The following is a 12,486-nucleotide window of genomic DNA, read 5'->3' on the forward strand; positions in this document are numbered from 1 at the left end:
GCCCCCGCCGCGAAGGCCCCGGCGGCCCCGTCGCCGGAGCTGGCCGCGCTGCGCGGCACGGTGCAGAAGGCGAGCCGGATCCGCCAGGTCATCGCGCAGCGGACCCGCGAGTCGCTGCAGAACTCGGCGCAGCTGACCCAGGTGTTCGAGGTGGACGTCACCAAGATCGCCCGGCTGCGCCAGCAGGCGAAGGCCGCCTTCCAGGAGCGGGAGGGCGTGAAGCTCACCTTCCTGCCGTTCTTCGCCAAGGCGACGGTCGAGGCGCTCAAGCAGCACCCGAACATCAACGCCTACCTGGACGAGGAGAAGAAGGAGATCACCTACTTCGGCGAGGAGCACCTCGCCGTCGCGGTGGACACCGACCGCGGCCTGCTCTCCCCGGTCATCCACAAGGCGGGCGAGCTGAACCTGGCCGGCCTGGCCAGGGCGATCGCGGACGTCGCGGCCCGCACCCGCGCGAACAAGATCAAGCCGGACGAGCTGTCGGGCGGCACCTTCACGGTGACCAACCTGGGCAGCAACGGCGCCCTGTTCGACACGCCGATCATCAACCAGCCGCAGTCCGGGATCCTGGGCGTCGGCGCGGTGGTGAAGCGGCCGGTCGTGGTCACCGACGCCGACGGTCAGGACACCATCGCCATCCGGTCGATGGCCTACCTGGCCCTGACCTACGACCACCGCCTGATCGACGGCGCGGACGCCGGCCGGTTCCTGACCACGATCAAGAACCGCCTCGAAGAGGGCCACTTCGAGGACGAGCTGGGTCTGTAACCGCTTGACCGGAGACCCCCTCCCCCGGTATTCCGTAATTACGGAAAACTGGAGGAGGGGGTCTTCGTGCTTTCCCGGCGCACTCTGCTCGGCTCCGCGGCGCTCGCCGGCGCGGCCACGCTCGCCGTGCCCGCGACCGCGGTCGCCGACACGTCCACCCCGCAGGGCTGGTTCGACTGGATCGCCCGGCACCGCGACCGGGTCGGCGCGCTGGCCGTGGACGCCGACGGGCGCCGGGTGGCGCACCGGCCGCACGCCCCGCAGGTCCTGGCGTCCACGATCAAGGTCGTGCACCTCGCCGCATACGCCACCGCGGTCGAGCGCGGCCTGGACCCGGACGAGCCGGTGCGGCTCGGCGACTGGGAGGCGTTCTACCCGTTCGGCGGCGACGGCGGCGCGCACCTGGCCGCCCTCCAGGAACTCGGCATCCCGCACACCGACCGGGGCAACGCGCTCGACCCGGACGTGACCGTCCCGCTGGACCGGCTGGCCCGCGCGATGATCGTCTTCAGCGACAACTCCGCCGCCGACTACCTGCGCGACCGCCTCGGCGACCGGGCCCTGACCGCGGCGGCCGCCCGGGGCGGATGGCTCCGGCCGGACCTCCGGTCGTTCTGCGGCGAGGTGCTCCTGCTGCTGTTCCCCGAGTTCCTGCCACGCTCCCCCGCGCTGCGGCCCGGCGCGGGCGACCGGCTGGCGCGCCGGTTCGCCACCGAGCCGGCGTTCCGGGACGAGGTGCTCGCCCGCTTCCAGAGCCCGCCGGCTGCCGAGACCCAGGTGGCCTGGACGCGCGGGCACGGGCGCGGAAGCGCGGCCGGGCTGTTCGCGATGCACCGCGCGCTCGCGGCCGGCCGCTTCGGCGAGACCGTCGTGCGGCGCCACCTGGAGGAGCCCTTCGCCGCGCTCGTCCCGCCCGGCGCCGCCGCGGTCGCGTTCAAGGGCGGCAGCCTGCCGCGCGTGCTGACCACCGGGATGACCGTGCGGTGGCCGGACGGACGGGCCGCGACCCTCGCGCTCCTGCTCGACGACGTGGCCGACGCGGATTTCGCCAACCAGGGGCCGTTCCTGCGCGCCGGGCTCGCCGCACTGTCCACGCGGGAGGGTTTCGACAGGCTCGTGCGGGCGCTGCGCGGCTGACCGTCATGCTGGGCCCGTGAACGACGACGTGCTCAACCGCCTGGCGGACCTGGAACGCCGGGTGGCCGCGCTGGAAAGCGGCGCCAGGGCGGACGGGACGGGGGTGGTCGGTTACCGCGGCCGCACCGAGGAGCCACTCGAACTCGAGTGGGAGATCACCGTCACCCCGGCCCGCGCGCTGGCCCTGGACGACGGTCCCCGCGCGGAGGTGCTGGCGGCGCTGGGCAATCCGGCACGCCTGGCGATCGTGCGGACGCTGGCGGCACGCGGGCCGCAGCCTGCCGCCGCGCTCCAGGAGGCCGCCGGGCTCGGCTCGACCGGGCAGCTCTACCACCACCTCAAGGCGCTCACCGGAGCCGGGATCGTCGAGCCGGACAAGCGCGGCAGCTACCGGTTGTCCGCCCGCGCCACGATCCCGGTGCTCGTGCTGCTGACCGCGGCCGCCGACGTCGCCGGGCAACTGCGGTGAGGGAACGTGCGCGAAGCGGCGGTGTGAGCAACGATCGGGGTATGCGAGTACTGATCGCCGGATCCAGCGGGCTACTCGGCTCGGCGCTCGTCGCCACGCTGCGCGACTCGGGGCACGACGTGCGACGGCTCGTCCGGCGTCCGGCCAGGGCCGCGGACGAGCACTCGTGGGACCCGCCGGCGGGCCGGATCGACGACCGCGCGTTCGAGGACGTCACGACGGTCGTCAACCTGTGCGGCTCGCCGATGGGGCTGCGGTGGAGCGCGGCCCGCAAGCAGATGATCCGCGACAGCCGGATCGAGCCGACCGAGGTGCTGGCCGAGGCCGTCGCCGAGTACCGGATCCCGGCCCTCGTCAACGCCTCCGGCATCGGCTACTACGGCGACACCGGCGACGCGGTGGTCACCGAGGAGTCGCCGCGGGGCGCGGGTTTCCTGGCCGAGCTGTGCGAGGCGTGGGAGGCGGCGACCGCTCCGGCCGCGGAGGCGGGCTCGCGCGTGGTGAACCTGCGCACCGGTCTGGTGCTGTCCAAGGACGGCCTGCTCGGGCCGCTCAAGCCGCTGTTCTGGCTCGGCCTCGGCGGCAGGCTCGGCGACGGCAGGCAGTACATGCCGTGGATCAGCCTGCGGGACCACGTGTCCGCGATGCGGTTCCTCATCGAGCACGAGACGTTGTCCGGCCCGGTGAACGTGTGCAACCCGGAACCGGCGACCAACGCCGAGTTCACCCGCGCGCTGGGGCACGCGCTGCGGCGGCCTGCGCCGTGGTGGGTGCCCGGGTTCGCGTTGCGGACCGCGCTCGGCGAAGTGGCTGACGAGATGGCGCTGATCTCGCAGCGGGCGGTGCCCGCGGTGCTGGAAAAGGCCGGGTTCACGTTCGTGCACACCGACCTCGACGGCGCATTGGCGGTCGCCCTTTGACCAGGTGGCTTCCGCTCGGCGGCGCGTTCTTCGTCCTGTTCCTCGGGCTGGGCGTGGCGGTGGCGCGGCCGCCGTACGCCGTCGACCTGGCCGTGGCGGGACTGGTGCAGGGCTGGTGGCGCGACACGCCGGGCCGGGTGGCGCAGGTGGTCAGCGACGCGTTCGGACCGGTCGTGCCGGCGACCTTCGCGATCGCGCTCGCGATCGGGATCGTCGTGTGCTGGCGGCGCGGCATGCGCTACCAGGCAGGCGTGGCGCTGCGGGTGCTGGCCGTGCTCGCCACCACCCGGCTGGTGAGCGTGGTCTTCAAACCGCTGTTCGTGCGCGACCGGCCGCGCGAGTACCCGGAGTTCAGCTACCCCAGCGGGCACGTGGTGTCGATCTCCAGCACCGGCCTCGCGGCGGCGCTGCTGTGCCTGTGGCTGGCGCCGAGGCTGACGAAGTGGGTCGTGGTGTTCTTCTCGGTCGCGACGGTGCTGTGCGCGGCGAGCCGCGTGGTGCTCGGGGTGCACTGGGTCAGCGACACCGTCGGCGCCGTGCTCGGTGTGCTGGGCGTGGGTTTTCTCACGGGGTGGGCAGTGCGGTTGCTACCGCCACAGCCTGTCCCGTCGGCGGCGCGGTCGGCGTAACCTGCCAGACGTGAGTCCAAAGTCCTGCCGCGCCACCAGCACGCCCGTCACCGTCAAGAACGTCGGCACCATCGACTACCTGCAAGCCTGGGAGCTGCAGCGGGAGCTGGTGAACGCGCGGGCGGACTGCTCGGAGGCCCCGGACACGCTCCTGCTGCTGGAGCACCCGTCGGTCTACACCGCGGGCAAGCGCACCGAGGACGCGGACCGGCCGACCGACGGCACCCCGGTGATCGACGTCGACCGCGGCGGGAAGATCACCTGGCACGGGCCGGGGCAGCTGGTCGGCTACCCGATCGTCAAGCTGGGCGACCCGATCGACGTGGTGCACTACGTGCGGCGCCTGGAGGAGGCGCTGATCCGGGTGTGCGACCAGTTCGGCGTCTACACCGGGCGGGTCGAGGGCCGCAGCGGCGTGTGGGTGCCTGCCGACGAGCGCGGCCCGGAGCGCAAGATCGCGGCGATCGGCATCCGCGTGCAGCGCGGTGTGACGATGCACGGTTTCGAGCTGAACTGCAACGCGGACCTGACGGCGTTCGACAAGATCGTGCCGTGCGGGATCCGGGACGCCGGCGTGACGTCGCTGTCGTTCGAGCTGGAGCGGGACGTCCCGGTCGCCGAGGCGCTCCCCCTGGCCCGCGACGCGGTGCTGGCCGCGCTGGACGGCGAGCTGGCGGTGTCGGACGACCGGTGGCTGCGCCGTGAGGATTCGGCGCCCTCGGCGCCGGGCGTGACGTTCGCCCTCCGGCCCTGAGCCACGCCCAGGACCGGAGGACGCGCGGTCACAGCTGCGGGGCGACCTTCGAGGCGATCAGCTCGAGGTGGTCCAGGTCGGACAGGTCCAGCACCTGCAGGTAGAGGCGGGTGACGCCGGTGGCCTCGCGGTAGCGGCCGATCTTGTCGACCACCTCGTCCACCGTGCCTGCCAGGCCGTTCTGCTTCACCTCGTCGGTCTCGCGGCCGATCGCGGCGGCGCGGCGGGCGAACTCGGCGTCGTCCTTGCCGACGGCCACCACCTGGGCCGCGGAGCGGATGACCGCCTTCGGGTCGCGGCCGATCTCGCGGCACGCGGCGTCCACGCGCTCGAACTGGGCGGCGGCGGTGTCCGCGTCGACGAACGCCGCGTTGAACTCGTCGGCGAAGCGGGCCGCCAGGGCCGGGGTGCGCTTCTTGCCGCCACCGCCGATGATCACCGGCGGGCGCGGCGACTGGGCCGGCTTGGGCAGCGCGGGCGCGTCGGCGAGCTGGTAGTGCTTGCCGTCGAAGGAGAACGTCTCGCCCTCGGGGGTCTCCCACAGGCCGGTGATGATCTCCAGCTGCTCGGCGTAGAGGTCGAAGCGCTCCTTGATCTCCGGCATCGGGATGCCGTAGGCCTGGTGCTCGGCGTCGTACCAGCCGGAGCCGAGGCCGAAGTCCACGCGGCCGCCGGACATCTGGTCGACCTGCGCCACGGAGATCGCCAGCACCGACGGGTGCCGGAACGTCGCGGCGGTGACCAGCGTGCCCAGCCGGATGCGGGAGGTCTCGCGGGCCAGCGCGCCGAGCGTCACCCAGGCGTCGGTCGGGCCGGGCAGCCCGGAGGCGGAGCCCATCTTCAGGAAGTGGTCGGAACGGAAGAAGGCGTCGAAGCCGTTGTCCTCGGTCGCCTTGGCGACGCGCAGGAGATCGTCATAGCTCGCGCCCTGCTGGGGCTCAGTGAAAATCCGAAGGTCCACGAGTCCACCCTATCGATTCAGCTGGTACGCCGAACCCGGTGCAGCAGCTGCACGATCACCGCTTCGATCTGGGCGCCGACCTTCTTCGGATCGGGTGAGCTGGCGATCTCGGTCGCCGCGCTGTGCAGGGCCCCGAACAGCAGCCGCGCGGTGATCTCGACCGGGACCTCGTCCACCTCGCCCGCCTCGATCAGGTCCTCCAGGCTCGACCGGATCAGCCCGAAGCTCGCCCTGTCCTCGGCCTCCCGCCAGCGCTCCCAGCCCATCACCACCGGAGCCTCGTGGATCGCGATCCGCTGGTAGGCCGGGTCGAGGCAGCTGGAGATGAACTCCCGCAGCCCCGCCAGCGCCCGCTCCCACGGCGCGCCGCTGCCGCCCATGATCTCTTCCAGCCGCCCGAAAACCCGGCTCTCCACCTTCTCGAACGCCGCTTCGAAGAGCGCCTGTTTTCCACTGAAATGGTGATACAGGGCACCTTTCGTGACCCGGGCGCGCTTGGCGACCTCGTCGAGCGAAGTGCTGGCGTAACCCCGTTTGGTGAACAGCTCCACCGCGCTGTTCACCAGGGCCGACCGCGTGGACTCCGAATAGTCGAGACGCCTGGACCGCATTGTCACCACGCTCACAAGCTTACGCCGGTTCCCGTTTCCATACCCGTGGTATGTTCGCAGTGTCGGCACCATACCGACGGTATGCTTCAAACCCAGAGTATGGCCGGGGTCACAACTTGGGGAGGACCCGTGAGCTGGAACGACTTCTACCGACGGCGCGACATCCTGGACGCCGTCCTGACCGCGGCGGCCCGCGACCCGCAGGGCCCGCTGCCCTTCGACGAGATCCCCGGTGCCGAGAAGGCCTTCGGCACGCGTGAAAACCTCATGCTCGCGCTGCACTACCGGTGGACCCAGCTGCTCAGCGGCCACCTGCGCGCCGCGGCCGAGGGCATCGACCACGTGGACGCCGTCAAGCGCGCCTGGACCGCGGCGGTCCGGCGCAACCGCGCGCTCTACGAGGTCGTCGCCGCCCACCGAGACGAATACCCCGCGCTCAAGGCCGCGCACCGCGCCGAGCAGGCGATGCTCGCCATCGCGGCCGGGCTGGCCGAGCCGGACGAGCCGGTGGACGAGGTGGCCAAGGTCGGCGCCGCGTTCGAGGCCCTGCTGAGCGAAGGCCCCGGGCTGCGTCCGGCGCGTCCGTTCGACCGTCTGCTGCGAATGCTGGCCCCGAGCGCGTGATCTTCCCTAATATCCGGGCATGAAAACCTGGACCGAGGCCGACATCCCCGACCAGACGGGCCGCACGGTGCTCGTCACCGGCGCGAACTCCGGCCTCGGTCTGCAAACCTCCCTCGTGCTGGCCGCCAAGGGCGCGCGCGTGCTGATCGCCTGCCGCAACCCGGAGCGCGGCGAACAGGCGCTGCGCACCGTCTCGTCGGGCGCGGCGGCCGCTCCCGAGCTGATCTCCCTGGACCTCGCCGACCTCGCGTCGGTGCGCGCGGCGGCGGCCCGCGCCGAGGAGCTCACCGGCGGGAAACTCGACGTCCTGATCAACAACGCCGGACTGATGGCCGCTCCGAAGGGCCGCACCAAGGACGGCTTCGAGCTGCAGTTCGGCACCAACCACCTGGGCCACGCCGCGCTGACCTGGCTGCTCATGCCCGCCCTGCGGCGCGGCACGAACGCCCGCGTGGTGACGCTGTCCAGCCTCGCCGCCACCGGCGGCCGCGTCGACTTCGACGACCCCGGCTTCGAGCACCGGCGCTACAACCCGGCCGCGGCGTACAGCCAGTCCAAGATCGCCAACCAGATCTTCGCGCTGGAACTGGACCGCCGCCTGCGTGCCGCCGGTGACGACGTGATCAGCGTGGCCGCCCACCCGGGCTACACGGCCACCAACCTGAACTCGAACATGGCCAACGCGCAGGGCCACCCCATCGTGCGCAAGCTCGTCGGCGGCGTGACCTTCCTGGGCGATCTGCTGGTCGCGCAGGGTGTCCGCACCGGCGCGCTGCCGTCCCTGATCGCGGCCACCGCGCCGGACGTCAACGGCGGCGACTACATCGGCCCGAGCCTGTTCCGCGGCATCCGCGGCAACCCCACCGTGGTGCAGCCGCTGCGGGCCGCGCTGGACCGCGAGAACGGCCGCAAGCTGTGGGACCTGACGGCCAAGCTGACCGGCGTGACCCCCGACCCAGCGTAGGTCATCCGCCCCGTCCGGGGGCGTACGCTGGGGCGCGTGACTGTTGTGCCTGAAGGTCGGAAGCTGCTGCGGCTCGAGGTCCGCAACAGTGAGACGCCGATCGAGAAGAAGCCGTCCTGGATCAAGACCCGCGCGAAGATGGGGCCGGAGTTCACCGAGCTCAAGGGCCTGGTGCGGCGGGAGGGCCTGCACACGGTCTGTGAAGAGGCGGGCTGTCCCAACATCTACGAGTGCTGGGAGGACCGCGAGGCGACGTTCCTCATCGGCGGTGACCAGTGCACCCGCCGCTGCGACTTCTGCCAGATCGACACCGGCAAGCCGGCCGCGCTGGACCGGGAGGAGCCGCGCCGGGTGGCCGAGAGCGTGCAGGCGATGGGCCTGCGTTACTCGACGGTCACCGGGGTTGCCCGTGACGACCTGGACGACGGCGGGGCGTGGCTGTACGCCGAGACGGTCCGCCAGATCCACGCGCTCAACCCGGGCACCGGGGTGGAGCTGCTGATCCCGGACTTCAACGCCGACCCGGGCCAGCTGGCCGAGGTGTTCGGCTCGGCGCCGGAGGTGCTGGCGCACAACGTGGAGACCGTGCCGCGGATCTTCAAGCGCATCCGCCCCGGCTTCCGCTACGCGCGGTCGCTGGAGGTCATCACCCGGGCCCGTGAGGCCGGGCTGGTCACCAAGTCGAACCTGATCCTGGGCATGGGGGAAACCCCGGAGGAGGTCGAGCCGGCGATGCGCGACCTGGTCGAGGCCGGCTGCGAGATCCTGACGATCACCCAGTACCTGCGCCCGTCGGTGCGCCACCACCCGGTGGACCGCTGGGTCAAGCCGGAGGAGTTCGTCGAGCACGCCAAGGTCGCCGAGGGTCTCGGGTTCGCCGGGGTGATGGCCGGGCCGCTGGTCCGCTCCTCCTACCGCGCCGGCCGGCTCTACGCCCAGACCAAGCGCCACCGCGGCGAGGAACTGCCCGCCAACCTCGCGCACCTGGCCGAAGCCGGACCCGCCGCCCAGGAAGCCAGCAGCCTCCTGACGCGCTGAAAGTCGGGGGAATTCCCTGACGAAAGTGCGCCGCGAACCCGATACCGTGCACGGTAGTTTGAAGGGGTCAGCAGGGGCAAAAGGGACAGGGGATCACACGTGGCGCTGGTAACCGACATCCTGGAATGGCTGCAGGCACTGCCGCAGCCGGCGTTGGTCGGCGCGACCGGCGCACTCGTGTTCGCCGAGTGCACCATCGGGCTGGGCTTCATCGCCCCCGGCGAGTCGGGATTGTTGGTCGCCGCGACCACCGCGAACACCGCGCCGCGGTTTTTGATCCTGTGGGCGGTGGTGGCGGTGTGCGCCACCCTCGGCGACTCGCTCGGGTACGCGATCGGGCGGAAGTTCGGGCCGCGGCTGCGCGAGACCAAACTGATCCAGAAGTACGGCACGGACGCCTGGGACAAGGCGACGGACGTGCTGCACCGCAGGGGCGCGTGGGCGGTGTTCTTCGCCCGGTTCCTGCCGGTGATCCGGACGCTGACGCCGGCCGCGGCGGGGACATCGGGACTGGAGTTCCGCAAGTTCCTGCCCGCGGCGGCCGCGGGCGCGATCAGCTGGTCGCTGCTGCACGTCAGCCTGGGCGCCGCGCTGGGCGAGGCGGCCAAGCGGATCGAGGGGATCCTCAACACCGGCGGCCTGATCGTGGTCGGCGTGCTGGCCGCCGTCGCGGTCTTCTTCCTGCTGCGGTGGAAGAAGAAGAAGGCGATGGGCAAGCTCGACGAGCGCACCGCGGAGCCCAGCAAGGCCGAGTGACCCGCCGCGCGGGACCTTCCACGAGCGCAGAACTCACCACGGCGAGTTCTGCGCTCGTGCGCGTTCAGCGGGCGGCGGCGATCAGCTCTTCGGCCGCCTGGACGTCCAGGGTCGCGTGCACGCCGAAGTCCACGGCGGTCGCCGGGGCCTGTTCGGCCGGGCGCCGGGGCGCGGCGTGCACGTGCCGCACGCCGGTGGCCTCCAGCACCTGGCGCACGTTGTGCGGCCGGATCCCACCGCACGCCATCACCGTGACCCGGTCGCCTGCCTCCTCCGTCATCCGCGCCAGCAGCGGCGCCCCCTCGACGGCGGTCGCCGCCTGGCCGGAGCTGAGCACGCGCCGCACGCCCAGCTCCGCCAGCACCTCCAGCGCCACCAGCGGATCCGCGCACACGTCGATCGCACGGTGGAACGTCACCTCGCGCCCACCGGCGGCGGCCACCAGCTCACCCACCACCACCCGGTCGACCTCGCCTGCCGCGGTCAGCGCCCCGACCACGACACCCGCCGCTCCGGCCGCGACCGCGTGCCGCACGTCGGCGAGCATCGCGTCCACCTCGGCAGGCGCGTAGCGGAACCCGCCGTCCCGCGGCCGGATCAGCACGTGCACCCCGGCGCGCGTGCAGCGCGCCAGGGTGGCCGCGAGCAGCCCCGGCCCGGGCGTCAGCCCGCCCAGCGCGCCCGCGGCGCACAGCTCGACGCGGTCCGCGCCGAGCCGGTCCGCCGCGATCGCACCGTCCACAGTGTCCGTGCTCAGCTCGACGAAGGCCACTGCCGAGTAGTACCACGGTTCAGCCGGTCGAGTACCGCCGCGCGACGTCCTCCGCGGTGGACGCGCCGGCCCGCCAGTCCGCGATCCACGGCCCGGTGCCCTCGCTCGGGTCCAGGACACCCTCCTCCAGCCAGGTGAAGGCGCCGTCCATGACCCGGTCGGTGAGGCGGCGGTCCAGGTCGTCGGTGTTGCGCCACAGGCCCTCGAACAACGTCTCGATCCGCACCCGCGCCTGGCGGCAAAACACGTCGGCCAGCTCGTAGGCGGCTTCGCCCTCCCGGACGTCGTCCTCGCGCTGCATCTCCGCCCGCACACAGGCCGCGGACATCGCGAACAGTTCGGCGCCGATGTCGACGATCCGGCCGAGGAACCCCTGCCGCTTCTCCAGCCCGGCCTGCCAGCGCGCCATCCCGTAGAACGTCGAGCGAGCCAGCTTGCGGGCCGTGCGCTCGATGTAACGCAGGTGCGGCGCGAGCTGCCCGAACTCCGCGAACGACGTGGGCACCTGGCCGCGGCCGGTGACCAGCTGCGGCAGCCACTTCGCGTAGAACCCGCTGGCCTTGGCCGCGGCCTTCGCCTTCGCGGGCAGGTCGGCCTCCACGTCGGCGAGCGCCCCGGCGGCCGCCAGGTGCGCGTCCACCGCCTCGCGGGCGATGAGCAGGTGCATGATCTCGGTCGAGCCCTCGAAGATGCGGTTGATCCGCAGGTCGCGCACCAGCTGTTCGACGCCGACCGCCCGTTCCCCGCGCGCCGCGAGCGACTGCGCGGTCTCGTAGCCGCGGCCGCCGCGGATCTGCATCAGCTCGTCGGCGATCTTGCAGGACATCTCGCTGGCGTACAGCTTGGCCAGCGCCGCCTCGATGCGGATGTCGTTGCGGCCCTCGTCGCTCATGTGGCCGGACAGCTCCTGCACGCTCTCCAGCGCGTACGTCGTCGCGGCGATGAACGAGATCTTGTTCGCCACGGCCGCGTGCCCGGCGATTGGCTTGCCCCACTGCACGCGGGCCGCGGACCACTCGCGGGCGATCTTGAGGCACCACTTGCCCGCGCCCGCGCACATCGACGGGATCGACAACCGCCCGGTGTTGAGCGTGGCCAGCGCGATCTTGAGCCCCTTGCCCTCGCCGCCGACGACCGCGTCCGCGGGCACCCGCACCTGGTGGAAGCGGGTGACGCCGTTTTCGATGCCACGCAGGCCCATGAACGCGTTGCGACGCTCCACGGTGATGCCGGGCGAGTCCATCTCGACGATGAACGCGGTGATCCCGCCGCGGTGCCCCTCGCTGCGCGGCACCCGCGCCATCACGACGACCAGTTCGGCGACGACACCGTTGGTGGTCCACAACTTCACGCCGTCGAGGAGGTACCCGCCGTCCTCGGTGGGCGTCGCGGTGGTCGCCAGGCGCGCCGGGTCGGAGCCGACGTCGGGCTCGGTGAGCAGGAAGGCGGTCACCGCGCCCTTCGCGCAGCGCGGCAGGAACTTCGCCTTCTGCTCGGGCGTGCCTGCCAGCTTCAGGGGTTCCGGCACGCCGATCGACTGGTGCGCCGACAGCAGCACGCCCAGCGTCGGGTGGACCGAGCCGAGCAACGCGAGCGCGCGGTTGTAGGCGACCTGGGACAGCCCGAGCCCGCCGTACTCCTCCGGGATCTTGATGCCGAAGCAGCCCAGCTCGGCCAGGCCCTTGACGTACTCGTCCGGGATGCGCGCCTCCCGCTCGATGACGGCGCCGTCGAGGGTTTCGGCGTACTCGCGCAGGCGGGTGAGGAACTGCTCGGCCTTCTTCGCGGCCGCGGGTTCGGCACGCGGGTGGGGGTGGACGAGGTCGAGCCGGAACCGCCCGAGGTAGAGCTCCTTCGCGAACGACGGCTTGCCCCAGCCGCTCTCCCGGGCCTCCTCGGCGACCGCGCGGGCTTCCTTCTCCGTCACCTTCGGCTGATCAACCACCGAACACCTCCTCGGTGCGCCGTCAAGACATTGTGACCAGTGTTACTCACCGGTAGCGCGAACGGAAGCCCCTCGACCGGGGTGGTGAATGCCACCGCGCGTCCGATGGCGGCGCGCGGGGACGCGGAGCACCAT

General features: G+C 72.2%; 14 protein-coding genes. 10 read left to right on the forward strand and 4 right to left on the reverse strand.

Annotated features, from left to right (window positions below; translation table 11 throughout):
* From sucB to lipB, 6 genes are all read left to right on the forward strand, one after another.
* The coding region (gene sucB, locus AMY39116_RS0339355) for a 2-oxoglutarate dehydrogenase, E2 component, dihydrolipoamide succinyltransferase (RefSeq protein WP_020423081.1) at positions 1-771 on the forward strand (771 nt) is incomplete at its 5' end.
* A gap of 66 nt (positions 772-837) precedes the next feature.
* On the forward strand, positions 838-1,908 hold the full coding sequence (locus tag AMY39116_RS44305; RefSeq protein ID WP_020423082.1) for a serine hydrolase: 1,071 nt from the start codon (positions 838-840) through the stop codon (positions 1,906-1,908).
* Between the two features lie 16 nt (positions 1,909-1,924).
* The gene (locus tag AMY39116_RS0339365; RefSeq protein ID WP_020423083.1) at positions 1,925-2,377 is read left to right on the forward strand and encodes a helix-turn-helix transcriptional regulator; all 453 of its coding nucleotides are present in this window, start codon (positions 1,925-1,927) and stop codon (positions 2,375-2,377) included.
* 41 nt (positions 2,378-2,418) lie between these two features.
* Positions 2,419-3,297 carry a TIGR01777 family oxidoreductase gene (locus AMY39116_RS0339370; RefSeq protein ID WP_020423084.1) on the forward strand — a complete coding sequence of 293 codons (879 nt, stop codon included), beginning with the start codon at positions 2,419-2,421 and terminating at the stop codon, positions 3,295-3,297.
* Positions 3,294-3,926 carry a phosphatase PAP2 family protein gene (locus AMY39116_RS0339375; protein WP_020423085.1) on the forward strand — a complete coding sequence of 211 codons (633 nt, stop codon included), beginning with the start codon at positions 3,294-3,296 and terminating at the stop codon, positions 3,924-3,926. Before AMY39116_RS0339370 ends, AMY39116_RS0339375 begins: the two co-directional genes overlap by 4 nt.
* A 10-nt stretch (positions 3,927-3,936) precedes the next feature.
* A complete protein-coding gene (gene lipB / locus AMY39116_RS0339380) occupies positions 3,937-4,680 on the forward strand; it encodes a lipoyl(octanoyl) transferase LipB (RefSeq protein WP_020423086.1) in 744 nt (247 codons plus the stop codon).
* A 28-nt stretch (positions 4,681-4,708) separates the two neighbouring features.
* Here the strand turns inward: lipB and AMY39116_RS0339385 are convergent, their stop codons facing one another.
* Positions 4,709-5,641 carry an LLM class F420-dependent oxidoreductase gene (locus AMY39116_RS0339385; RefSeq protein ID WP_020423087.1) on the reverse strand — a complete coding sequence of 311 codons (933 nt, stop codon included), beginning with the start codon at positions 5,639-5,641 and terminating at the stop codon, positions 4,709-4,711.
* Between the two features lie 17 nt (positions 5,642-5,658).
* Complete coding sequence (locus AMY39116_RS0339390; RefSeq protein WP_020423088.1) at positions 5,659-6,252, reverse strand: TetR/AcrR family transcriptional regulator; 594 nt, start codon at positions 6,250-6,252, stop codon at positions 5,659-5,661.
* A gap of 129 nt (positions 6,253-6,381) precedes the next feature.
* On the opposite strand from AMY39116_RS0339390, the gene AMY39116_RS0339395 reads away from it, so the two are divergent.
* From AMY39116_RS0339395 to AMY39116_RS0339410, 4 genes are all read left to right on the forward strand, one after another.
* A complete protein-coding gene (locus tag AMY39116_RS0339395) occupies positions 6,382-6,876 on the forward strand; it encodes a hypothetical protein (RefSeq protein ID WP_020423089.1) in 495 nt (164 codons plus the stop codon).
* 19 nt (positions 6,877-6,895) lie between these two features.
* Positions 6,896-7,840, forward strand: a complete 945-nt coding sequence (locus AMY39116_RS0339400; RefSeq protein WP_020423090.1) for an oxidoreductase — start codon at positions 6,896-6,898, stop codon at positions 7,838-7,840.
* A 36-nt stretch (positions 7,841-7,876) separates the two neighbouring features.
* Positions 7,877-8,878, forward strand: coding sequence for a lipoyl synthase (gene lipA / locus AMY39116_RS0339405; protein ID WP_027936628.1), 1,002 nt, complete (start codon positions 7,877-7,879; stop codon positions 8,876-8,878).
* A gap of 99 nt (positions 8,879-8,977) precedes the next feature.
* Positions 8,978-9,634 carry a DedA family protein gene (locus tag AMY39116_RS0339410; RefSeq protein ID WP_020423092.1) on the forward strand — a complete coding sequence of 219 codons (657 nt, stop codon included), beginning with the start codon at positions 8,978-8,980 and terminating at the stop codon, positions 9,632-9,634.
* A gap of 64 nt (positions 9,635-9,698) precedes the next feature.
* On the opposite strand, the gene AMY39116_RS0339415 is transcribed toward AMY39116_RS0339410, so the two are convergent.
* Positions 9,699-10,406 (reverse strand): copper homeostasis protein CutC, encoded by a 708-nt coding sequence (locus AMY39116_RS0339415; RefSeq protein WP_020423093.1) that lies wholly within the window; start codon positions 10,404-10,406, stop codon positions 9,699-9,701.
* A 19-nt stretch (positions 10,407-10,425) separates the two neighbouring features.
* Complete coding sequence (locus tag AMY39116_RS0339420; protein ID WP_020423094.1) at positions 10,426-12,351, reverse strand: acyl-CoA dehydrogenase family protein; 1,926 nt, start codon at positions 12,349-12,351, stop codon at positions 10,426-10,428.
* Positions 12,352-12,486: the final 135 nt, after the last annotated feature.

The organism is Amycolatopsis sp. ATCC 39116 (assembly GCF_000231075.2).
In the GTDB taxonomy this organism is placed as follows: Bacteria; Actinomycetota; Actinomycetes; order Mycobacteriales; family Pseudonocardiaceae; genus Amycolatopsis_E; species Amycolatopsis_E tucumanensis.

Bases quoted from the DNA above. Each gene is read 5' to 3' on its own strand.
- AMY39116_RS0339370 (WP_020423084.1), top strand. From the start codon at position 2,419: ATGCGAGTACTGATCGCCGGATCCAGCGGGCTACTCGGCTCGGCGCTC.
- AMY39116_RS0339390 (WP_020423088.1), bottom strand. From the start codon at position 6,252: ATGCGGTCCAGGCGTCTCGACTATTCGGAGTCCACGCGGTCGGCCCTG.
- AMY39116_RS0339400 (WP_020423090.1), top strand. From the start codon at position 6,896: ATGAAAACCTGGACCGAGGCCGACATCCCCGACCAGACGGGCCGCACG.